This window comes from Catellatospora chokoriensis, assembly GCF_011297315.1.
Classification (GTDB): Bacteria; Actinomycetota; Actinomycetes; order Mycobacteriales; family Micromonosporaceae; genus Catellatospora; species Catellatospora citrea.
Map to the genome: position 1 here is coordinate 53718 of NZ_JAAOTI010000024.1, position 22309 is coordinate 76026.

The 22309-nt window shown below is 69.7% G+C and carries 18 protein-coding genes; 5 read left to right on the forward strand and 13 right to left on the reverse strand.

Annotation, left to right across the window (positions count from 1 at the left end; all coding sequences use genetic code 11):
- Positions 1–66 precede the first annotated feature (66 nt).
- The 5 genes from HAV39_RS30190 to HAV39_RS30210 all read right to left on the reverse strand — a co-directional run bounded on the left by HAV39_RS30190 (position 67) and on the right by HAV39_RS30210 (position 5542).
- Positions 67–1056, reverse strand: coding sequence for a DUF932 domain-containing protein (locus HAV39_RS30190; protein WP_191842565.1), 990 nt, complete (start codon positions 1054–1056; stop codon positions 67–69).
- Positions 1057–1122: 66 nt separating this feature from the next.
- Positions 1123–1323 carry a hypothetical protein gene (locus HAV39_RS30195; RefSeq protein ID WP_191842566.1) on the reverse strand — a complete coding sequence of 67 codons (201 nt, stop codon included), beginning with the start codon at positions 1321–1323 and terminating at the stop codon, positions 1123–1125.
- Positions 1320–1655 (reverse strand): DUF2958 domain-containing protein, encoded by a 336-nt coding sequence (locus tag HAV39_RS30200; protein ID WP_239120651.1) that lies wholly within the window; start codon positions 1653–1655, stop codon positions 1320–1322. The genes HAV39_RS30195 and HAV39_RS30200 overlap by 4 nt, the downstream gene beginning before the upstream one ends.
- Positions 1656–2103: 448 nt before the next feature.
- Positions 2104–2931, reverse strand: coding sequence for a replication-relaxation family protein (locus HAV39_RS30205; protein WP_191842568.1), 828 nt, complete (start codon positions 2929–2931; stop codon positions 2104–2106).
- Between the two features lie 250 nt (positions 2932–3181).
- Positions 3182–5542 (reverse strand): type IV secretion system DNA-binding domain-containing protein, encoded by a 2361-nt coding sequence (locus HAV39_RS30210; protein ID WP_191842569.1) that lies wholly within the window; start codon positions 5540–5542, stop codon positions 3182–3184.
- A 459-nt stretch (positions 5543–6001) separates the two neighbouring features.
- On the opposite strand from HAV39_RS30210, the gene HAV39_RS30215 reads away from it, so the two are divergent.
- The 3 genes from HAV39_RS30215 (at position 6002) to HAV39_RS30225 (ending at position 7849) form a co-directional block, all read left to right on the forward strand.
- Positions 6002–6385: a hypothetical protein gene (locus tag HAV39_RS30215; protein ID WP_191842570.1), complete on the forward strand. Its 384-nt coding sequence runs from the start codon at positions 6002–6004 to the stop codon at positions 6383–6385.
- 4 nt (positions 6386–6389) lie between these two features.
- Complete coding sequence (locus HAV39_RS30220) at positions 6390–7064, forward strand: DUF4240 domain-containing protein (RefSeq protein WP_191842571.1); 675 nt, start codon at positions 6390–6392, stop codon at positions 7062–7064.
- 107 nt (positions 7065–7171) lie between these two features.
- Positions 7172–7849 (forward strand): hypothetical protein, encoded by a 678-nt coding sequence (locus tag HAV39_RS30225; protein ID WP_191842572.1) that lies wholly within the window; start codon positions 7172–7174, stop codon positions 7847–7849.
- Positions 7850–7969: 120 nt separating this feature from the next.
- On the opposite strand, the gene HAV39_RS30230 is transcribed toward HAV39_RS30225, so the two are convergent.
- The 5 genes from HAV39_RS30230 to HAV39_RS30250 all read right to left on the reverse strand — a co-directional run bounded on the left by HAV39_RS30230 (position 7970) and on the right by HAV39_RS30250 (position 13169).
- A complete protein-coding gene (locus tag HAV39_RS30230; protein WP_191842573.1) occupies positions 7970–9730 on the reverse strand; it encodes a VirB4 family type IV secretion system protein in 1761 nt (586 codons plus the stop codon).
- Entirely contained in the window at positions 9727–10596 is an 870-nt protein-coding gene (locus HAV39_RS30235) for a PrgI family protein (RefSeq protein WP_191842574.1), read from the reverse strand. Before HAV39_RS30235 ends, HAV39_RS30230 begins: the two co-directional genes overlap by 4 nt.
- Before the next feature lie 71 nt (positions 10597–10667).
- On the reverse strand, positions 10668–11837 hold the full coding sequence (locus HAV39_RS30240) for a TrbL/VirB6 family protein (RefSeq protein WP_191842575.1): 1170 nt from the start codon (positions 11835–11837) through the stop codon (positions 10668–10670).
- Between the two features lies 1 nt (position 11838).
- On the reverse strand, positions 11839–12123 hold the full coding sequence (locus tag HAV39_RS30245; RefSeq protein WP_191842576.1) for a pilin: 285 nt from the start codon (positions 12121–12123) through the stop codon (positions 11839–11841).
- A 323-nt stretch (positions 12124–12446) separates the two neighbouring features.
- Positions 12447–13169 (reverse strand): hypothetical protein, encoded by a 723-nt coding sequence (locus HAV39_RS30250; protein ID WP_191842577.1) that lies wholly within the window; start codon positions 13167–13169, stop codon positions 12447–12449.
- Positions 13170–13446: 277 nt separating this feature from the next.
- Between HAV39_RS30250 and HAV39_RS30255 the strand changes: the two genes are divergently transcribed.
- Together HAV39_RS30255 and HAV39_RS30260 are read left to right on the forward strand one after the other, a co-directional pair.
- Positions 13447–14256, forward strand: a complete 810-nt coding sequence (locus tag HAV39_RS30255; protein ID WP_191842578.1) for a hypothetical protein — start codon at positions 13447–13449, stop codon at positions 14254–14256.
- A 907-nt stretch (positions 14257–15163) separates the two neighbouring features.
- Positions 15164–16135, forward strand: a complete 972-nt coding sequence (locus HAV39_RS30260; RefSeq protein ID WP_191842579.1) for a hypothetical protein — start codon at positions 15164–15166, stop codon at positions 16133–16135.
- A 342-nt stretch (positions 16136–16477) separates the two neighbouring features.
- On the opposite strand, the gene HAV39_RS30265 is transcribed toward HAV39_RS30260, so the two are convergent.
- The 3 genes from HAV39_RS30265 to HAV39_RS30275 form a co-directional block, all read right to left on the reverse strand.
- Positions 16478–17188: a rhodanese-like domain-containing protein gene (locus tag HAV39_RS30265; protein ID WP_191842580.1), complete on the reverse strand. Its 711-nt coding sequence runs from the start codon at positions 17186–17188 to the stop codon at positions 16478–16480.
- A gap of 336 nt (positions 17189–17524) precedes the next feature.
- The gene (locus HAV39_RS30270; RefSeq protein WP_191842581.1) at positions 17525–18817 is read right to left on the reverse strand and encodes a PilN domain-containing protein; all 1293 of its coding nucleotides are present in this window, start codon (positions 18815–18817) and stop codon (positions 17525–17527) included.
- A gap of 2 nt (positions 18818–18819) precedes the next feature.
- Positions 18820–21486 (reverse strand): hypothetical protein, encoded by a 2667-nt coding sequence (locus tag HAV39_RS30275; RefSeq protein ID WP_191842582.1) that lies wholly within the window; start codon positions 21484–21486, stop codon positions 18820–18822.
- Positions 21487–22309: the final 823 nt, after the last annotated feature.

Consider the following 22309-nt stretch of genomic DNA (forward strand, 5'->3'; position numbering starts at 1 on the left):
TGGCGCCTCGAGGCGGATGGGTTGTCGGTCAGGTGCTGTCGTGCGTTGTGGTGCGGTGCCGGCGGGTCAGGCGGTCAGCAGCTCGTAGGCGTTCTGCTTGAGCCGGGCGACGGTGCCTGAGGTCAGGACCCGCTCGGCACGCTTTGCCGCGTCGGCGGCCGGGGCGTGGTGGTCCAGGTACTCCCCCACCGCCTGCAGCCCGGCCCATGCCGTGCCCCGCACGTTGGCCTGCGTGCCCGCGTTGACGAACAGGTCCTCGACGGTCGCGGCGCGGCGGGCGTGGTAGGCGGTGGTGCGGGTGCTCGGGTTGTCCGGCAGCGGCCACAGCTGCTCGCAGACTTTGCGGAACTCGGTCAACGCGAGCTCGGTGTCGATCATGTGTTGGGCTTCGGTTTCGAACGCCGCGCAGTAGTCCCACATCAGGCCGATCGCCGACCGGGCCTGTGCGATCTTGCCTTTGACGTTGGTGGTGTGCCGGAACGTGTAGTGCCCGCAGGACGCCCGCAGCGCCATCCGCTGGGTGTTTGCGCACACAACCCGCACCGGCGTCGCGTCGATGCGCAGTGCCGCCGACCCGTCGTGGCTGGTCGTCACGGCCAGGTACAGGTCGACGTCGTCGACGCCGGCCAGGCGCAGCGAGGTGGGCAGTTTCATGGTCAGGAACACCTGGCGTCCGCCGCGCAGGCTGCCGGCGGTTTCGAAGTGCGCCCCGGACTCGTCGACGAGCAGGTTGATCAGCTCGGCGCATTCCTCGTTCTGGATGACCCGGTAGTCCTTGCCGACGACGCCGAGCAGGTCGGTGGTGCCGGTGGCGGGGTTGGTGCGCACGGTGGCGACCTGGTCGGGCACCTGCAGCACCTGCACCCCGTCGGCGGTCAGCTCCACTGCCTGCAGGGCGGCGGTGCGCACGTTCCAGCCGCCGAGCAGTGCCGTGCTCATCGCCTCCTGTGCGGTCATGCAGGCGGTGGTGACGACGCCGAGGCGGTGCCATGCGTCGAGTTTCGCGGTGGCGAACGCGGTGCGTCCGTCGGCGAAGACCTCGAGTTCGTGAGCCATGGTCGGCTCCTTTCTGTTCGTCGGGTGGACAGCCCGCACCGTGGTGGTGTGGGCAGGTGGGATGGCTCAGGTGGTGGGGCCGGTGGTCAGCAGCCGCCGTTGGGCGGGGCGGAGTTCGGGCCAGAACACGCTGGCCGGGCCGTGCTCGGCCAGGTCGGCGGCGACCAGTGCCAGCACGTCGGGCATCTGGTGTGCGGGGCCGGTGTAGGACACCCGAAGCCGCGTACCGGCGCCGTCGACCAGGACGGTGTCGGTGCGCGGCCTCATCGGGCGTCCGGGATCTGGCCGAACGCGGTGGGCTGCCAGTGCAGGTCGCGTTCGACCGGGCAGCCGAGGCCGTCGATGGCCGCTTCGAGTTCGTCGAGCGGGATGTATCCCCACTCGGCGCATTCGGGCATCGCGGCCAGGCGCACGTACCCGAAGGCGAGCAGGGTCTGCGGGTCGAGTTCGGTGATCCACCAGTCGCCGGCGGCGGCGAAGTAGTGCAGGTGGACGACCTTGTCGACGGTGTCGACGGTCTCCTGGGTGTAGATGGCCGGGACGGTCAGCAGCCGGTCGGGTGTGGGCAGGAAGTCGTGGCCGCGGCGCGGCCGGTTCACCTCGTACAACGGGGGTGCTCCTTTGCAGAACGGGTCGCCGTGCCTGCCGGTCGGCGGGCACGGTGACGGGCCCGGCACCGGATCGGCGCGGGCTTGGCGTGGATGGCCGTTCGGCCTGGTGAGGGTGCGCGGCGGGCTGCCGCGCGATGGTGGGGTCGCCAAACGCGACCGGCTCGCCGTGGCGGTGCGCCGGAGGGCGGCGTGGTGCGGCGATCGCCGCGGTGTGGTGGTGCTGCGTTCGCCTGGCGGGGTGCGGGGCGGTGGGGTGCTCGGTGTCGACCGGCGTGATGCGGGTGGACGGCCGTCCCAAGGCCCGGGCGATCCCGGGGTGAACGGGTGGAGCTGCAATGGGTGATGTGTGTGCGGCCAGCCTAAACCGGCGACCAAACAGTGCTGGTCACGGCGCATTCGCAGGGTTCGGATTCGCGGCGGTGACAGCCCAACAGTGTCAGGGCCAGGTGGGGTTGAGCGGGCCGGGCAGGCCCGGGTCGCACGGCAGCTCGTGCAGGGCCAGGCGGTGGCGGCCGTTGCCGTGGACTTTCCATACCGGCTCCCACGGCGCGGCGCCGGCTTGCCGGGATGCGGTCGCCACGGTGACGCCGTGGTCGGTGCCGTTCAGGCGCCGCTTCAGGTTGGTCTCGCGGGTGGGCGAGCCGAGCCAGAACAGGACCGGGAACCCGGGGCCGCCGTCGGCGCGCAGCTTGCGGTAGCGGTCGAGTTTGCGCACGAGACGGTCGAGTTGTTCGGTGCCGGTGTCGTGTTCGAGGAAGAAGCCGACCGTCTGGTCGCCGACGGCCCACAACCCGTGGGCGTCGGGGTTGACCCGGCGGCCGAACCGGTTGGCGGTGGCGGCCTCGGGCCACCATCGCAGCAGGTGGCGGTCGTCGTGGGCGCGGCTGTTGGCCAACAGTTGGGTGAAGAACTCGTTCACGCCGAGTAGGTGCTCGAGTTTCGGGCTGGATGCCAGCCGGTCACGGCGTTCTCGTACCGCGCGCAGGCTCGGTGCCGGCTCGTCGCGTGACAGGGCCAGCCAGCGTGCGCCGACGGGGCCGGTCACCCAGTGGTAGGGGTAGGAGCCGAATCCGGGCCGGTAGCGCACGAACCGGTCCAGCAGGCCCCAGATCCGCAGCAGCCGCAGCCGGTGCTGGGCGGTGTGGCGTGAGCCGAAGAACGCCGCGGTGATCTGCTGGGTGGTGAGCACGCCGTGGTCGCCGAGTAGTTCGATGATGGCGATGTCGCGGTCGGTGAGCATCGGGGTTACCGCGGTCAGGTCCATGCGGTCTCCCCCGGTGAAAGGGAAGTCCCCCGACAGGGGATGTCGGGGTCGTTGGCTTGCGGACATGGCGGCCTCCTGGCTGTGGCTTTTCGGATTGGTGATCGGGATTCCGGTCGGCGTCTGGGTGACTGATCGGTCTGCCGTGCGGGCCGCCGACCGGTCTACCGGCCGGTGGACGCGATGCAGGGGCGCCCCGCATGGCGGTGGCGTCCCTGCATCCGGCGGATGGTCCGGTCCTCGGCTGCGGTGATCAGGTGCTGCGGCTCCTGCTGCGGGCTTGGGCGTGCACACCGCGCGGCGACGCGGGTGTCGGTGTGGTGAGGGCTGCGGCGGTGGCGGCGCGCAGTGCGGTGCTTTCGCCGACGAGTGGGCGTGGTGGTGCGGTGTGCAGGGTGAACGCGGGTGTTTCGCGGGAGCCGATGACCAGTCGGGCTGCGGCGGTGTAGGCGCCGGCGTTGTTGAGGTCGTGTTCGTCGAGGTAGGGCAGGGTGTGGCGAGCCAGTGTCTTGGCGTCTTCGGGCGCGCACGAGAAGAAGATCTTGTTGCGGGCGTTGGCGGACAGCGCGGCGAGAGTCTCGCGTGGCAGTTGGGCCAGGTGCTGGTGGGCCAGGACCATGGACAGGCGGTAGCCGCGGGCTTCGGCGAGCATGTCGTCGACCGAGCCGGGCAGGGTGAGGAAGTTGTGGCACTCGTCGACGATCAAGGTCGCGTCGCGGCGCTGCGCTTCGGGCAGGCGGGTGCGGGCGGTCGCGGCCTGCCAGACCGCGGCCAGGACGAACGAGCCCAGCAGCCGGGTGGTCTCCTCGCCGAGCACACCTTTGGGTAGGCGGGCGAGCAGGATCCCGCCGTCGAGGACGGTCCCCATATCGAAGCTGGACCTGGGGGTGCCGAGGGTCTGTTTGACGAAGTCGCGCAGCAGGAACGAGCGCAGCCGGGCCAGGACGGGGCCGATGACCTGGGCGCGCAGCGGTGGTGGGGTGGATTCGTACCAGTCCCAGAAGCCGCGTAGGCCTTCGGGGTCGTCGAGGTCGTGGGTGAACCGGGCCCGGAACTGTTTGTCCTGCAGCAGGGGTGGGATGAGGGTGAGGGTGGCGCCGGCGTGGCGCAGCAGGGTGTGGCAGGACACGCGCAGGACGTCGTCGATGCGGGGTCCCCAGTGCCGTTGGAAGATCTTCGCGAAGATCGACACGATGTTGTCGACGGTCAGGTCGTGGTCGTCACCGGCCAGGGGGTTGAGGACCGGGGTCGCGGCCTGTTCGGGGTCGATGAGGACCAGACGGTCGGCGGCGGTGGCCGGTAGCCGGTCGAGCAGGTCGTTGACGAGGTCGCCTTTGGGGTCGATGACCACGACGCCGCGGCGTTCGGCGATGTCGTGCAGGACGAGGTTGGCCAGCAGCGTCGACTTTCCCGATCCGGTGGCGCCGAGCACGTGCAGGTGCTGGCGGGCGTCGGCGGCCGGCAGGCCGACGGCGTGGCCGCTGCTGTCACGGCCCAGCGGTTTGACGTTGCGGCCGCCTGCGGGTACGGCCACCGGCGCGGGGACGGCTTTGGCTCCGGCGCGGTCCAGGCCGGGCACCGCGGTGTCCAGGGGCAGGCCGGCGAGGGCGGCCAGTTCCGGGGTGGAGGTGAGAAACCCGCGGCGCAGGACCCGGGCGGCGAGCACCGCAGGGGCGTTGTGCAGCCGCATGGGGCGTAGACGGTTGCGGTCGGTGTAGGCGCCGAACGCGGCGGTGGCGCCTTTGACCAGGGCCCTTAGCTGCGGCAGTGGGTCGCTGCCGCGGCGGCTGTTGGTGTCGACGACGGCGTGGCGGATCGCGGTCTCCCACAGCGGATGTCCGGTCTTGTCCAGCGCCGCCCTGGCGTCACGGTCGGCCATCGGGTCGGCCCGGCGGGCCGCACCGGCCGGTTGCCCGCGGCCGACCGGTATGACCAGGTCGAGGACGAACCGCAGCAACATGGCCGGGTCCAGCAGGCTTGCGGGGCGGCCATGCTGTTTCAGCGTGGCCGGTGCGGTGGCCGCCCGGCTGGTGCGGCGGGAGGTGGCCGGACGGGCCAGGATCTGCACGGCCAGGTGCTGTCCGGGGCGCAGGGTGGCGCCCAGTGCCAGCAGTGGTCGCAGCGGGTCGAGGTCGTGGTCCGTGCGCAGCGGCAGGACGTCCGCGCGGGCTGGCCACAAGGCCGTGCCGGCCGCGGGGTGTCCGGTCGGCAGCGGCGGTGCGGCTTCGTCCGTTCTCGTGGTCGCGGCCGGCCACGCAGCCTGCACGGCCGCGGTCACCAGCGCAGCGGACACGGTCCCGGGGAGCCAGATCCGGATGGCCAGGGCCCGGCCGGTCCACACGTACTCGGCGGCCACATGGGCCGGGCCGTATAGCAGGCGTCGCCAGCCGCTGATGCGCAGCAGCCCCGCGGTAGTGGTCCAGAACATGGCCGCGCCGGCTGGGTCGGCCTGCGGCGGGGTGTAGACCGTCACCAGCTTCGCGCCGCGCACGAGTCGGTCCCGGCGCCACAACAGCAGCATGGTCCGGGCGGCGATCGCGGCGGCGAGCCCGGCCAGGACGGCGGCGATCACCCATGGCTGGAGAGGTTGCGTGGGCAGGTCAGAGGCCGGCATCGTCGGCTCCGGTTGTCGGTACGTCCTGGAGTTCCGTGCTGCGCCCTTGTTGGCCGCGTGGTGTTGGCGCTGGCCAGGGCTGGTTGTTGAGGTCCCCCGCGCAGGGGACGCGATTCTGACTTTGCGTCAGCAATACTGACGACTTGTAGGGATTCATGGCGTTCTTCCTGTTCTCGGGAAGGTTTGGTGTCCGCTGGCGTTGGCATTGGTGAGGTCCATCGACTCGACGCGGCGCTTGGGCACTGCGCAGGAGATCGAGGACTACGAGCAGGAGTTGGTGGACCGGTTCCTGTTGGCGTCGGTCGGTGCCGGTTGCCGGGACTCGACGATCGCGGGCGACCGCAGCGTGTTGTTCGAGTTCATCCGGTTCCTGGGCAGACCGGCGTGGACCGCGAGACCGGCTGATGCGGATCGCTATCGGCGCACCAGCGGCGGGACCTCGGCCGGGCGCACTCCGCGGTGAGCGGCAAGGCCATCACGCTGGGCCAGTTCTTCGACTTCCTCACGGTCCGACACCGGGGCGACATCCACGCCCTCGCCGGGCACGTCGTCGACCAGGTGATAGACGAGTTCAATCGCCCGGCCAGCACCGACTACGGCGCGGCTCGGGTGTCGCCCGCCGAGGAGGAGGTGGCGCTGCTGTTCGAGCGCTGGAGTCAGTGGCTGCCCGACGCGCGTAAGTTCCTGACTGCGGCTCGGGACTACATGGCCGCGTCCTTGTGGCGACGGCTCGGCCTGCGCAGCGGCGCTGAGCGCGCTACTGGCCTTCCACACCGTACGCATCCGTCAGCTGCGCCGTCTTCTGCTCACCGACCTGCACGACGGCAGACTGCACATCGGTGACCACGTGATCCTGCTGGCCGAACCGGTACGACAAAGCCACTCCGGGCACTATCGTGTCACGCAGCTCACCCACGCTGAACGAGGAGCGACCGTGGACGCCGACGGCTTCTGGAACATCGTCGGTGGCGCACGTCGGCGATGCAGCGGAGACTGGCGCGGGGTTCCCGCCATCGTCATCAGGACACTCACCTGGCTTCCGACCTCCGAGATCGCCGATTTCGCCCAGTTGCACGACGAGTTCGAGGACAGGGCATACCGATACGACCTCTGGGCGGCGTGCATGCTGATCAACGAAGGGTTCGGCTCAGATGACCTCTTCCTATACTTCCGCAACTGGTTGATCGTTCAGGGACGAGACGTATACGAGGCGGCACTTGCTGATCCCGACTCCCTCGCTGACGTGCCTGCGGCCGTCGCAGTGACCGCGACCGGCAACGACTTCGCCGATTGCCAGGAATTCCTACACGTCGGCCTGATCGCCTGGGACCGGGTCACGGGCGAGGAAGAAGGCATCGAGGCTGAGCTCGACAGGCGCGGCTTCCACGCTCGGCGGGACCGGATCGGCGCCCCGGCTGGCAGACCGATCGCCTTCGACAACCGGGACAAGGTGTTCTCCACCCTGCCCCGCCTAGCCGAGTTGCACTACGACCGCGCTGCCGACAGCCTCGCATCAGGCTAGGGGTGTCTCGTGGATCAACGCGGCCTGCGCCTGGTCCTGGACGTCGGCTCGCGCTGATCCACGAGACGCCCCCTAGCGCCGGGATTCGTTGCGTAGCATCACCTTCCGTGTGGTGGTGGGCGGCTTCGGTAGGTGTGGTCCTCGGCGGCCTCGCCTACGCCACCGACTTCTGCCAGGGCCTGCTCGCCGTCGTGATGCTGCTGGTGTCGAGCAGCATGTTCGCCTGGGGCGCGGTCGGCCTGGCCTTCGGCTTCGGGGCCCGGGACCGCCGCAACGCAATTGGCTCCGCGGTCACCGTCCTCGCCGTCGCCACGCTGGTCTACTACGGAACCATTCTCGTCGACGGCCACCGCTGGCGGGATGCGGTCGCCGACGGCGATGCCTTCCCCGGTGAGTCGAGTCTGGTGTCGGTACTGACGGCGACCGCCTTCTGGACCGCCGCCTCGGCCGCCGGCGGGACGGTGCTGGGCCTGCTCGGCCAGGCCATCCGCCGGGCCCGCCCCACTGTCGCGGCGCTTGCCGCAGGCTGCTCGTTCGCCCTGCTGGCCGGACATGGCGCGGTCGCTGCCACGCACGCCTACACCCTCGGCACCGGCTGGACCTGGCTCGTTGAGGGTGTCGCTGAGGTCCTGCTGACGGCTGCACTGACCGCCACCCTGCTCGGCCGCAGCCCCGGCCCGCACCGCTGGTGGACGTTCGCCGGCGCGGCCGTTGCGCTGCTGGCGGCGAGCCACGCTGTCTGGGTCCAGCTCGACACCATCCGCACCACCGGCACCCTTTGGTGAGGTACTAGGCCGCGTTGATCCACGAGACACGCCCTGACCTGCCAGCCGTAGCACGAGGCCGAACCGAACCCAGGGGTCAACACTCCGTGTTCGAGCGCCCAGCACCCCCGGGTTCAAGCTCTAGACACCTGAAGATTCTGCGAACTCCAGGCCATCCGCGGCGAGGACGTGTTCCTTGTCGGAGGCGATTTGGGCGAAGGCGGTGCGTTCGGTGCCGGCCAGTAGCAGGCCCTGTCCGCGGTCGGCCGACAGCAGGTAGTGCCGCTCGCCCGCGGTCAGCCCGAACGTGGCCGTGACGGCGTCGATGGCCTGCGGCGCCTGCCGCAGCAGGATCTGCGTGGCGGCGTTCGACACGATGGCGAGCCCGAGGTCGGTGCCGAGCAGGTCGGCGGCGTCCTGGGTGATGACGGTGAGCCCGGCGCGGCGTTTGCGGGACGCTTTGGCCATCCTGTGCAGGAACCGGGCTCCTTCGCCGTCGCGCATCAGTAGCCACGCCTCGTCGACGACCACGACCCGCCGCGGCGGGCGCACCCCCGCCGCGGGCGGGTTGTCGATGGTCCGCCACGTCGCATCGAGTGCGAGCAGCGTGCCGATGGTGCGCAGCTCGTCGGGCAGCCGCCGCAGCGACCAGACGGTCAGGTGGCCGCCGGGGACGGCGGTGGTGGGGCCGTCGAACAGGTGCCGGTGGGTGCCGGTCGTCCACGGTGCGAGCCGCGCGGCGAGGGTGCGTGCAGCCGGGTCGGGGTCGGCCTGCAGGGCCTGGCCGAGGTCGGCCAGTTGGGGTGCCGGCCGCGTCCAGGTGTCGGGGTCGGGGGTGATGCCCGCGGCGGTGTAGGTGGCGATGAGGGCGCGGTCGAGGGCTGCGCGGTCGGTTGGGGTGAGCTGCTCGGAGCCGAGCAGGACCGCGACGGCGGTGTGGGCGAACAGGCACCGGCGGGTGTAGGCGTCGGGGCGGGTGTCGCCGGCGGGGATGTCGAACGGGTTGACCCGCACCCCGGGCGCGCCGAGGGCGATGACGGTGCCGCCGACCGCGTGGGCGAGGCGGGTGTATTCGTCTTCGGGGTCGATGACGGTGACGTCGATGCCCTGGTACAGGTTGCGCAGGGTTTCGAGTTTAACGAGGTAGGACTTGCCGGCGCCGGAGCGAGCGAGCACGACGGTGTTGTGGTTGTCCTGGGCGAACCGGTCCCACCACACGACCGACCCGGTCGCGGGGTTGAGTCCGTACAGGATCCCGCCGGCGGTGGGCGAGTCGCCGGGCAGCGGCGCGGGCAGGTCGTTTGCGGCCAGAGGGAACGCTGCGGCCAGCGCTGCGGTGTCCATGGTGCGGCGGGCGTGCAGGTCGTCGACGCCCAGCGGCAGGGTGGAGGTGAAACCCTGCAGGTGCCGGAACGTGGCCGGCTGTGCATCGAGCAAGACCGATGCTGCAGCGGCACGGACCTGCCGGCACGCCTGCGCGAGGTCGGCCTCGGTCGCGGCGTGGACGGTCACGTACAGGCCGACGGAGAACAGCCGCGCAGCGCCGCGGGCGACCTGCTCGGCCAGGGCGGCCGCATCATCGGCTGCGGCGTCGAGGTACGGGTCGGGCAGGCGGCCGCGGGCGTCGCCGGCGCGGCGGCCGGCCTCGAACCGGGCACGTTGGCGGCGCAGCCGGTCGGCGGCGGTCGCCGGGTCGACGGGGTCGATGTGCACCGCGACGTCGAGACAGCCCGGCCACGACAGCAGCGGCTCGAGCCACGCCGGCCCGACCTCGGCCGGATAGCCGACGACCGCGAACGATGCGGACAGGCCATCGCCGACACCGAGATGGCGGGCGGTGGCGTGCAGCCCGGCAGGCTGCGGAACGGGCTGATGGGCTCCGGTGATGGCGGGTCGTTTCATGGCAGGCCTCCGGGGCGGCGCGGGTCGACGGCGTGGGTCAGGACATGGGTGAGCTGGGTGGGGTCCAGGACGCGGGTGTTGGCGGCGCAGCGGGCCAGGGCCGCGGCGGTGTCGTCGGCGTGACGGCGGGCCCGCACCCGGGCGGGGTCACGGACGACGACCAGGACCTGTCTGGCCAGGGGCTGAGTCTGCTCGCCGAGCCGGGTCAGGAACACGGCGTGATCTGCAGCGAGGGCGGCCAGGCCGTCGTGGTTGAGGTGGCCCGCGGCCGCCGACAGGGTGCGGGCGCGGGCGGTCAGGTCGACCGGCCGGGTCGTGAGCAGGATCTGTGTCGGGCAGGTCAGGGCGTTGAGCCACCGGCCGAACGTGTCGATCAGCGCCGCCTGCTCGGCGGGGTCGCGCAGCCCGAAGTTGACCGTCGACACCGCCACCACCGCCGCCGTGCCGTGCTGGCCCAGGTCGAGGACACCGTCGGCGCCGACGGCCTGGGCGGGCAACTGCAGTACGCCCGGCACGACCGGCCGGGACGTGGTGTGCAGCAGCCGGGCACGCCCGGCGCCTGCGGCGTGCGGCGGGAGGTAGGCCTTGGGGGTGCGGGCGTGACGCAGCCCGGCGAGGAGCCACCGGTCCAGGCTCAGGCCGTCGCGGCGGCCCAGCGCCACCACGACCGCGACAGCCGCAACGGGCAGCCCGACCGCGAGCAGGACCGGGCCCGGCAGCAGGTCGCGCAGCTGCTGCCACGCCAGCCACAACCCGGCCGCGGTCGCGGCGAGGATCGCCGCCTGCCGGAACGTCAGGTTGTAGACGACCTTGTCCGGGGCGTCGACGTCAGCCGGGATGTGCGCTCCCAGCTCGTATTCGCTCATCACAGTGCTCCAATCGGGAACGGAAGAAGGGCCCGACCCGCGGTCAGCGGGCAGGACGCGGGTACGGCGGGTCAGGGCCGGGAGACCGGACCCGCAGGACCCGGTCCGGATCGTGGGCGGGGCCGTGGGCCGTTCGGACGGCTGCCGGCCGGCGGAGTCGCACCGCCCGAGCCAGCAGGGCCGGGGCTGCCGGGTCGGGGCGTCGGGCGTGACGGCAGGGCGGCCTGCGACAGCCGGTTGTAGGTGATGTTGCGGACGTTGACGACCTGCATCGGCCTTCGCCCACCCCCGCCGGCCGTCCGCAGCGCGCCCAGGCCGCGGTTGATCAGCACACTCTTGACCAGGTACGAACCCAGCCGCTGCCCTCCCCCGCCCGCGTTGGTCGCGAACCGGCCCATCAGCGACGGAATCCGGGCCGTGCCCCACAGCAGCACCAGGACCGTGAACAGCCGCAGCACTGCCAGCTGCGTATCCGAGGCTGCAGGCAGCACTGGCGCCTGGTCGCTGACGAGCACGGAGATGCACACGTGCAGGCACACGGCCTGCAGCAGCTGCGTGCCCAGGGCGGCGAGCATGGATCGCCACCAGGCACGGGCGGCGGCGTCGGTGGCGGGCAGGCCGTGGCAGGCCAGGGCGACCGGAGCAATCGCACACAGCACGATCAGGACCCCGACCCTGGCCAGCCACTGGCACACCAGCATCGCCGCGAGGACCGCGATGAGGACGAGCACGACGGTGAACAGGAACGCCACCGTCCCGGTCATGTTCGTCTGCGCCGCCTCGATCAGGCTGCGCAGCTGCAGTAGGGAGGCTTGGGACCAGATCGTGTCGGCGGTCAGCGCCATGGTCAGCGCGTTCGCGGTCTGGATCAGCCCCGAGCACAGCGGCAGGGCGAAGTTCGCCCCGACGAACGCCACCACCAGCCGCGGGCCCAGGTCCGCCAAGGTGTAGCGGACCTGGACCAGGCCGTCGGTCATGCCGGACGCGGCCGCGGCGACGATCACCAGGACGTAGCAGGTGTCCACGACCGCCATCGCCGTCCACGACGTCGAGGCGACCTGCGGCAGCACCGTCACGTCCGGGGACGTGAACACACTGGCCCGCAGCAGGTCCAGCAACGACCCGAGCAGCCCCAGCAGCACCTTGGCCAGGAACGTGTTCAGCGCCGTGACCATCGCCTCGACCGGCAGCCCGACGAACGGCAGCTCCGACACCACGCCGGGGCGGGCGAGCGGGGCCATGTCAGCGGCCCACGATGCCCTGCACGACGGACAGCAGCACCGGCGCAAGCACCGCCAGGGCGTAGCCGACCAGCGCCGAGCGCAGCGACGTCTTGGCCCGCTCGACCTCGGCCGGGTCACCGCCCGCGGCGAGGTAGCGCAGCCCGCCGATGGTCAGGAACAGGGTCGCGACCCCGGCCAGGATCCCGACGACCCACGACGTCAGACCGGCGATGACTTCCGGCAGCGTCTTGATCGCCGGCTGTGGTGCCGCGGACAGGATTGCGTCGACCAGCTCCACCATCATGATCCACCTCCAGGTTCATGGGTAAGGGACGCCGTGGCGGACAGGACGTCTGCCGCGGGCCTGCTTTGCGGCGCAGGCGGGTGGGGTTCAGATGCCACCACCGGCGCGGGCCGGTCCGTCCGTGTCCGCCACGGGTTCCCTCACCGGCCGCCACGATGGCGGCCGCTCATCTCAAAAGGCGGCCGCGTAGGCCCGGATCCGGCATCGGACGAACCCAACACCACCCAACAGGCAGCTCAGGGTGCGTGCCCGCACGCGCAGGAATCCCGGGCGGCGACTGCAGTCGACGCACACCCTTGATGCGCGCGGTCCGGGACGTACGGTCACAGGTCACCGCCAACGAGAGCGGCGACGAGCCGGTGCTCGGCGCGGCGGCGCCGGCGCTGCGCCGACGTCGTAGCGAGACCGAGCCCGGCCGCGGCGGTGGCCAGCAGCACCCGGTCCAAGCGGGTCACGGCGATAAGCCGCGCGTCAAGTTCACTGATCACCCCGCTGGTCACCGCCCGTGCCAGCAGCAGGTCCGGGTGGTCCCACGGCCGCGACGGCGCCCGGGACACGAACCGGCACGCCTGCACTGCGACATGCGCGGCGTCGGTGTCACGCAGCCGCTGCGCGGCGGCGGCACCAGCACGGACCAGCCGCGCGCAGATCCGGCCCCGGTCCAGGTCGACCGTGTGAACAGCAGCCAGGTATCCAGCCAGCAGTTCCGCGTCCAGGTCCGGCTGACCGGGCCTACCGCCCGACAACGCCCGTGCGGCGCGCACCAGCGCAGGCAGTGCCATACCGACCACGGCGACCATCCACGGCGCCTGCCCGCCACGGGCACGCACCACGAGCTCACGCCACACCGCGTCACGAACGGCACGGCCCGTCTGCGGTGCCAGCAGCAACTCACGCAACGGCTCGAGCACCACGTCACCGTCGGGCAGGCCCGCATAGGGCCGGCAGTCGAAGGTCAGCGGCTGCGGCTCGCAGCACAGCCATCCGAATGCCCGCTGCGCGGCCTGCAACGGTCCGGCTGGCCAACCTGTTCCCGGAAACGACATCACGACTCCTCTGCCGAGTTGCTCCGCCCGCTGCTCTGGGGCGGCTGCGATGCCGTCATCCGTTCATCCACACCCAACACACATGCCGGTCACATCACGGGCAAAGCAGCCGCGGCCGGCCGGCGACGGCCGACCGGGTGCAGGTAGGGGCATTGTTGGCCGCTGTTGGGTCGATGGTCGCGACATCGCCCCGGCTGCGGGCTCAAGACGAGGACCGTGCCCCCAGGGTTGCCTACCTCTGTTGGCCAACAGTGGCCACGACCTGGGCTCGTGTGCTGTGACCGGATTGCCGGTGTTGGCCAACACGGCGCCGACGCACCTCCGATCTCGGCCAACAGCAGCGCTATTCGATGGCGTGGACACATCACCTCAGCCCAGGACCCATCACCAGCGGCCGACTCGCCCGCATTCACATCGCCCCGAGCGGCACACCGGTCACCTGCCACCCGTCGCGGTCTGGCACATCCGCCAGGACGCCACCGGACCGGACCTGACCGTTGCCGACGCCCTGCGGCTGCTCGCCGTCTACACCAGCCGCGGCGGTCTCATCATCGACCTCGACACCGACCCCGCACTGGCCTTGGTCGCCCGTGCCATTGGCCGCCGCCACGTTCCGATGTACGACCGTCGCCAGGCCGCCGGGCTCGACATGCACCTCGGCCAGGCACAGCTGGTCGCACTGGCCTGGCCGCGGCCGGGCCATGACGCCACCGAACCTGCCGCGTTGTTGCAGGCCGCAGCACAGCTGCTCGACCACGACGGCCACGTCCTCGTCTCGACGGCGACGCAGGCCGGCCAGCCCCGGGCCGAAGGCCACGCCCGGCTGCTGGATGCCGCGTACACCTCGGGTCTGCGCTGTGTGCAGCGGATTGTCATCGTGCACACCGCGAGCGGGCCCGATCATTTCGTCTACGCCGGTGCCGGCCGCGACCTCTGCGAGTTGGTGGGCGACCCTTTGTACGGAGATGGAAGCGCCATCGGGAAAGACCTGCTGGTCTGCCGTCAGCAGGCACCAAGCGACCGTCGACCCGATCGGCACACTCCTGACCGCGATGACGTGGGCCCAGCAGGGAAGCCGAGGCCATGAGCGTCGAGGCCGTCTACTGGGCCCTGGCCGACGCTACCGACGTCGCCCGTCACAGCTGGCCGCACTCGTAGGGCCGGACAAGCACGCCTACAGCGACGGCCCACCCCGTCGCAACGGCGCTGGCGTTCTATGCCTGCAAATCCGGGCGCGCCGTCCAGAACGACCTCGCCGCTCCAGCGCTACTCGGCCTCAACGCCAAGGCGACCAGGGACACACCGCCCACCTGTCATCCGACCGTCGGCTCATGGTCTGGGACCTCGCGCTTGAACGGCGCCGCCCGCAGCCCGGGCCGCCCGACGACGCATGCTGCCACATGCCTGCATGCCCGGTTCGACACGAACGACTTTAGCGCCCTCAACGGCGACATCCTGCGCCTACGCGTCGTGCGGGAAGTCGAGCTGATCGCTGAGCTGTGCGAGCGCGGCATCGAGGTCACGCGCGACGATGAGCTCATCAATGCGCTGGACGGGGTTTTCGCCGCTGAGGTAGTCCTCGGCCTTGGCCGGGATCCAGGTGATGGCGCTGTGGCGCCCACAGGACGTCGACCGGCCGCATCCGCGTGTTGGCCACGGTGCACGTTGACGGGTTTGGCGAAGGGAGCGCCCGAGGTCTCCATTGCAGCAAGCCGGCGCGGCAGCCGCCGCTGCGCGAGCGCGGGGATGCGCTGCCGGAATGGTGGGTCAGCTCTCGTGAGCTAGTACGGCGCGGTACGTAGCGTCTATGCGCGGCGATGGGCTTGCCGTGGAGCGTGCAGCGGCTGGTTTCGCAATGCCGGGCGGCAGGTCCTCACCACTGACCGCCACCTGGAGCCAATGCGCTTCCGACGGGGGACGCGGATGTCGCACCAGCACACCAAGGGGTGCTCGAGCGGCCCCAGCCTGGTTGCGTAACCCAGTATCCTGTGACTATGGCCGATGCGTCGACAATGCCCTACGAGATGCATGCGGCCCGGCAAGTCTCAAGCAACGACGACACTCCGCGCCCTCTGCTGCACCTGGTTGCACCGCCGATCGAAGCACGAACAGACCGGGCTCAGCGGCTAATCGCTCTGGTATCAATCGCCCTCGTTGCGATAGGAATTGTGCTTGTCGGCGTTGGGATTCTGGGCGACGCCTGGGGTTGGTGGCAGTCGCGGCCCTTCCTCACAAACATCCTTTCGACGATGGTTGGTGCCTGCTTCGGCCTCCCTCTAGCCATAGTCGTGCTACGCCGTGTGATCGAGCTACGTGACCAGGAAGCCGGCCAACAAAGAGATGTCGCCGAATCGGAGGCGCTAATTGAGAGTATGAAGGCCAGCGCTCGGCGTATCGAGCGGACTTTGCCCGATCGCGGTGACGGTGCCCGTCTGTCAGATTCCGACTGGGAAGCTCTCATCGACGATATTCTCGTTCTGGTCGACGTCTTAGCTCGCAATCGTGCGATAGGCAGCGGCGAGGTGGCCGACACCGTGCGTCCGCTCACGGAACGCTTTAGACGAGCAGGCCTGGGACATGTTCATGTCGCTGTGAGTGAGATCCGGCAAGACTGGGGCAGGTTGTGTGCCCTTCCAGGCATGGCAACGCGCGTTCGCGGATGGGAGGACGAGTGGGCCGGCACGCGAATTATCGATGTACGGACGTTCGATGACATTCTTGCGGCGTTCGACGAACCTGGCAGTGACGTGTGGTGTGACTTCTTCGCGCGGACCCCGACCGACCGCATCCTGGGTGAGAATGTTCTCCCGGATCTGCGCACCAGCACCCAGTACGCACTGCGCTTCCTCCATGACACAGGCACGATCCTGCTTCGGCTACAGGGGGCCGACGTACTGCGTGCTCACTGGCATGCCGCGCGGGCGGCACACAACAAGGCACTTGCCCACCAGTACCAGGATCTTTAGGCGTCGCAGATCGCCTTGCCGAACACGTTAATGAGACCTGGCGGCTGCTGGCGCAGCGTCCGTACCGCCGCCCGCCACTGCCGCGTGCGCTCCTACCTCGCCACCGCCCGCAACCACGGCGTCAACCCACTCGACGCCCACCGCGGCGCCCTCGCCGGAACTCCCTGGATGCCGCCGCAAAAACCGCCTGATCAATCACCGGGCCTGATGTATGGAACGTAAAACCCTGCTTGATCCATACACCCGTTTGCTGCGCCGCTGGTTACGGGGGCTGTTGTTCACGAGCGGCGACGCGGAGCGCCCTTCCTCGAACGGGTAGAGCGCTCGGATTAGTTCGGAGACCTAGACCCAGCGCGCCCGCAGGATGTCATACCGCTCAACGCATTCCTCCTGCGTGAGTCCTCCGCCATAGACCGAGCCCCAGAGCAGGTCCCGGAACGCGAGGTACTCGCGTTCCTGCTCCGTCAGATCCCACGAGACGTCGAGCGTGTCACCCTCCAGCGCTGCCCGCCACTGCGCACTGGCCTTGCAGTCGGCCCTGAAGGCCTGTTTCTGGAAGCCTTCAAAAGCAGGATCATCCGGGTCGACCGTCGGCTCGACCATGCCCCTTGACGAGAACCCGAGCGCGCCGTACCAGTCGATGATCACTTCCTCCATGATCGTGCCACGGCTCCAGGCCGGGTCCAGGATCTGAGCAACCGCGCCCGCCGACGTGCGCCGCCCGACCTGCGCCGCCCACGCCATGACTGCTTCGAGCGCAGCGTCGGGAGGGCTCGGCCGGGGACGACCGTCGAGGTGCTCGTATCCGCACGCCTCGTCGCGGTCGGGCAGGTGCAGGGTGAAGGCCACGCCAGCCGGCGTCCGGCCCTCCACGTGGGCGCAGCTGCTCTCAGAGATATAGGCAGCGATCGCCGGGGCACCGGTGGCCGCGACGAGGTCCGCCACGCCCTGCGCTATCCGCGGGCGTTCGCTGTAGAACGCGCTCACCCCGACGCGCTGCCAGCCGTCTCCGACGTCGTGCAGGCTGTAGTCATCACTCCACAGCCCCGGCATGCTGAACCGTGACCCGAACCCCTTGCGAACCTCAGGGTGCGCGGGAAGCGACACCGCTGAGGGCCGGGCCAACACAACCGTTCCGTACCATCCCACGAGCCGACACTGTACAACCCATCCCTGACATCAGGGTCTGAGCTGGCAGCGGTCCCGACGGGACTCCCTGGATGCCGCCGCAAGCCGCCTGTTCAATCAGGGGCCTGAATGGATACCGGACTGGACCTTGACGAGTTGGCGTTGAAAGCAGCAATGACGCTCCAGCACCAGCCATTCGGCCCAGTGCCGCGGCTGCGCCAGTGTCGGACCGTAGGCAGGACCGAGCCGCGCCGCAGCGGCTCACCTCACCCTCCTGGGGGCGAAGAACGCCGGGTCGGCGTGGGCGAGCGCGTGGGACATCAGTCCGCGCAGGAACAGGCCGTGTGCGTGGGCCCGTGGTTCGAGGTCATAGTCCGCGTTGTGCCAGCCCCTCGCCGGATTGCCGAGGACTTCCCTCTTGCCGCCCTCATGGTTGGTCAGGTACTGCCGGAAGAAGGAGATCGGCAGGCAGACCAGGCCGAACCGTCCGTCCACGCCGTACGCCTCCGAGGCCGTGCCGCGCTCGTCGCCTTTCACGGTTTTTAGCGCGCTGTCGGACCAGGACACCTGTTCGAGGTTGACGTCGATCCGGTCCGTCCAGCCGCTGCCCGGTGGGCTGGCCAGGCACTGCTGGTAGTGGCTCCGGTAGGCTGTGTAGACGAATGCCCTGGCCCTGCGGTTGAAGCTCGCCCATTGCCGGACGCCTTCCCAGAGACGGGCGAGCTGCGGAAGCCGCTGCGCGTCGTTGTCGCCGAGGTTGATGTCGAACGCGTTTACCTGCATCAGGTGCTCGGTGAAGAACGGCTTGCGGCCCAGTTGGGCCATCAGTTCGACGAGGCGGTCGCCGCTTCGGCTGTATCCGGACAGCATGACCCCACCGATCTTCTCGAACTGCACCGGGCCGGCCGGGCGCAACAACGTCGACAGCGTGCGGTTCAGCTCGGTTAGGGCGCCGAGCATCCCGTCTGGGCTGGTCAGGTCGCCGAGGTTGCCGGCGAGGTCGGCGACCGGGACCACGTAGGCCAGGTTGGGTTCCCTGTCGGTCAGGGCCATGACGTGCTGGGCCACGGCCCTGAAGTCCGAGCACAGGTAGCGCGTCCCGAGCCGGAGGTAGTAGGCCACCCCGTCGGCCGGCAGTTTGCCCTTCCAGTACGGCTGCGACCCCGTGTACTCCGGCCCCCGCGTAGGCGGGTGGAAGATCACATGGAAGTTCAGTGGGGCGAGCAGGGTGCCCTTACTCATCCGGTCGACCAGCGCGCCTGGCAGCCAGACGAAGAACAGCCGCGTCGTGCCGGAGTCGCGTTCCAGTGCGAAGGCACGGCCGGCGACCTCCCGCTTGTTGCCTTCGTTGATCCCGGCCGAGGCGAACGGGGCCAGGTGGTAGGTGAATCCGTCCGCCGCCGCCCGGTCGAGCACCTTCCAGCCGAACTTCCACAGGTCTGCGCCGGCAAGCAGCGCGCCGGGGTCGGCTTCGACGTTGCCGGATGCGTCACGCCGGAACAGCTCGCCCGGCTGGAGGTCGAACACCGTGCGGCCGACGTCGCGCATCGCCATGGCTAGGAGATCGTGCCGAGGTTGGACGTAAGCGCGATGTCCGTCCCGGAGGAGGGGGTGTATTCGTTCCATTCCGCGATGAGGGCGCCCTTCTCCCCCGGCTGCAGGAGCGGCACGGGGGCCTGCGTGCCGCGGTGCGCGAATTTCAGGCCCGCGACTTTGACCTTCCCCTGGGCTGTCTCGACGACCGTCGTCGCCTCCTGGATGTTGCGCTCGTCCTCGACGTCGACGACGACGGGCAGCCCGACGACGAATCCGGTGCTGTCGGCGACCCTGATCTCGACCACGTTGCTGCTCGGTTGTACGTCGACCGTGCTGGTCGTGAAGACCGCGTCCTGCAGCCGGACGGCCGACCGGCCGGGATTGGCCGGCGGGATCCCGGGATAGTTGCGGTCGTCGTAGGCGGCGATCTCCCGTGCGATGGTCAGGTATGGGGCTGGGATCTGCGCGCCGATCGCGCCGCCCTCGGCGTAGCGCATCCAGCGCTCCTCCCATCCCTTGCGGACGGTCAGGACGATCCGTGCGCTGCCTGCGCGCAGGAACGCCTGGCGGTTGGCGTCCGGGTGCCGCAGCTGCCGGATGAACGACCAGCTTGCAGGCACGTCCCAGAAGTACGAGTACAGGAACGTGACCACGTTCTCCCACTCGATCGCCTGGTTGATGAACCGGACCAGGTCCTCGTGCTGGCGCACGAGGCTCCACTGCTCAGGGGTCAGCCCGAGGCTCGGGCCGTCGAATCCGATGCCGTGGTTCAGGTCGACACCGGCCGCGACGAAGGCTGCGAGCACCTCGTCGGGCATGAAGTCGAAGTCGGTGCCGAGCACGAACCTCAGCACACATTTCATGATCTCGTCGCTTTCCTCCCGTCGCAGGGTGAGCGTGTCGACGCTGACGAGCCTTTCCTCGATCGCCGCGATGCTCGCCGCGATCTCCTGCTGTTGCGCGAAGTGCTTGTTCTGGGCCGCGTCGTACAGGGCGTTCCAGACGTCGGTGCGCCACTGCTCGACCGTTTCGGGCGCCAGTTCGCGGTGTACGGTCAGGCCCACGAACACCTGCTCGGAGTGGTGGAAGAAGAACGTCACCTTGTGCCGGCCGGTGTAGCCCTGCATGAACGGCAGCCCGCCGGCGACCGCCATGACCTTGTGGTCGCGGATGATCAGCGCATTGCTCAGGCCCTGCCACGCCGCCTCGATGCGGGACCCGATCACGTCGAAGTTCATCCGGTCGTCGGAGTCGTCCTTGCCGATCTGGGCGTCCAGTTTCAGCTCGCGGATGCGGGTGCCCTCGGGGACGTCGAACTCGACGTCGAGGAACCACCATCCGCCGTTGGTCCCGGCTCGGGCACTGGGCGTGAGAGGGGTCGGGTCTGCGGGATACGACCGCACCGACACCCCGTGCCGCTCGGCGAGCCACCGGTACTTCGGGACACCGTTCGGGTCGGGGTTGCCGGTCGGGCCGACCAGCTCCGTGGTGATGTCCGAGCGTTTGACGTCGAACACGAACGGCCCCTGCCGCGCGCGCAACGCCTTCAGTTCCGCATACGCCCGCCGCAGCCCGGCGCCAGGTTCGGGCACCACGATGTCGTAGGTCAGGCGCAGTCCGTACCGGTACAGCCTGACCCGCCACTTGCGCATCAGGCTGAAGTAGTCGATGCGCACTGGCTGGTTGCTGGTGTTTTTCAGCACCCGGGTCGATGTCTGCGACGTGCCGGTCTCCGTCTTCGTCGCGATGGTGACCTTGTGCTCGCGCCGCGAGCGTGACGAGGCCTTCTGGGTGACCGCCCGCGCGTGCTTGATGCTCTCGGTGGCAGACACCGACTCCGAGCCCTGCGCGGTGAACCCGGCGGTGCTCGAACCGGAGATGATCGGGATACCGCCCTGGACAGTGCCGGTGATGTTGAACTGGTTGGAGTGCTGGGTCTGCGAGGACGTCGACTGCGACAGGTCCGTGTTGTCCGTGACACCGGTCTCGCTGACTTCTTCCAGCGAGTCAGTGACGATCGTGGTGAACTCCCGGGATGTGACAGACCATTCCTTGTAGGTGACCGCGGTCTCCTCGCCGGGCGCGAGCGGGATGGTTCCGACCAGTTCACCGCGCTGGATCCCGACCGGCACCATCTCGATGCGTTCCAGGTTAAGCATGCCGACCGGCGGCGCCACGGTCGCCGCCAGCACGCGCAGCGCGACGTCGGCGGCGTTAAGCGCCTGCGCGCAGCGGCCGATCTCGTACACGACGTCGGACTTGTCGTAGTCCTCACGCCGCATCGCCTGAACGCGCCGCATCTGCTCGGTGCGCCTGGCGATGAGTGCCTCGGCGAAGGTCACTAGCTCAGTGGCGGGGATCCGCGCGATCGTGCTGAGCTCGGGACGGGCCGAGCGCAGGAGCGGATCCTCGAACGTCCGCAGCAGGTCGAGGGTCTCGGCGGACATGTGCGCCGACTGTCCGTACTGGCGCTCGGCGGCGTGCAGCTGGTCGCGGATGTCGTCGGTGTCGCCGCGGCTGAGGACCATCTGCCGGATGGCGCCGAGTTTCACGATTCCGCCGCCGGGTTCGTCGGTCGCCACCTCGACGCGCAACGGCACGAGCGTGCCCTTGAGGATCTCTCTGGCGGAATTGTCCAGGATCGGTGGCGTCGTGTCCTGTGCGACGATGTCGACGGCGTCTGACATGGCAACCTCACCTCGTGGCAACTGCGCAAAACGGTCAATTGGTACCATCAAAGTACCAAAGCTAGCCCATCCGGCACATCATCCACGGCGTGGCATCGCGTGCCGCGATCACCGAGAGACATGTCGGCCGAGGTCGCCAAGTACGGCACTGCGCACGTCAAGCGCGTGCGGCGACTGACTGGCGCCGAACTGACAGGCTGGACGGGCCAACCCGCCCCCCCTGCACCCCCACGCTGCGATGGACAGAGCGCACGACACGACGCGAGGCGCCGTCACCCGCAATCGGCCAGGCGGGCAACGGCGGTCCAGCCTGCCCCCGCGATCAGATACATCGCGTCGCCTCAGCCGCAGAGGCCGAGCACGTCGACCGCGACCCGGCCGCGAACGGAACCCACTCGCCCACGAGCAAGTAGATAAGCAGACCAACACGGTGTTGATCACTGCGGCTGCATGAGCAAGTGGCGCGTCGGATCCCGTCAACGCTCCACGAGATCCGCCGACATGACCACGTCGGCTAAACAGCCGACCCGATGCGCTTCTGTAGGCATCACCCGAAAAGGGCCGGCGGACTGTGTCGCGGCGATCGCTTGCCGGCCGCCTCCGCGACCGCCACGACCTCGCACGAGCGTTCCCCTTCGCCAGGAACTGCTCACCAGGGGCGTGCATCGCCATACTCCGCAGCTGCTGTCCTGGATGTACCCGTCGTCTGTCCTGGATGTACCCGTCGTCGCGCTTTCGCAACCGCGGTAGACCTACGCGAGAACAACGATCAGCAGCTATTATTCGAGAGACGCCTCGGGCCCGCCCGACCGATACCGTATAG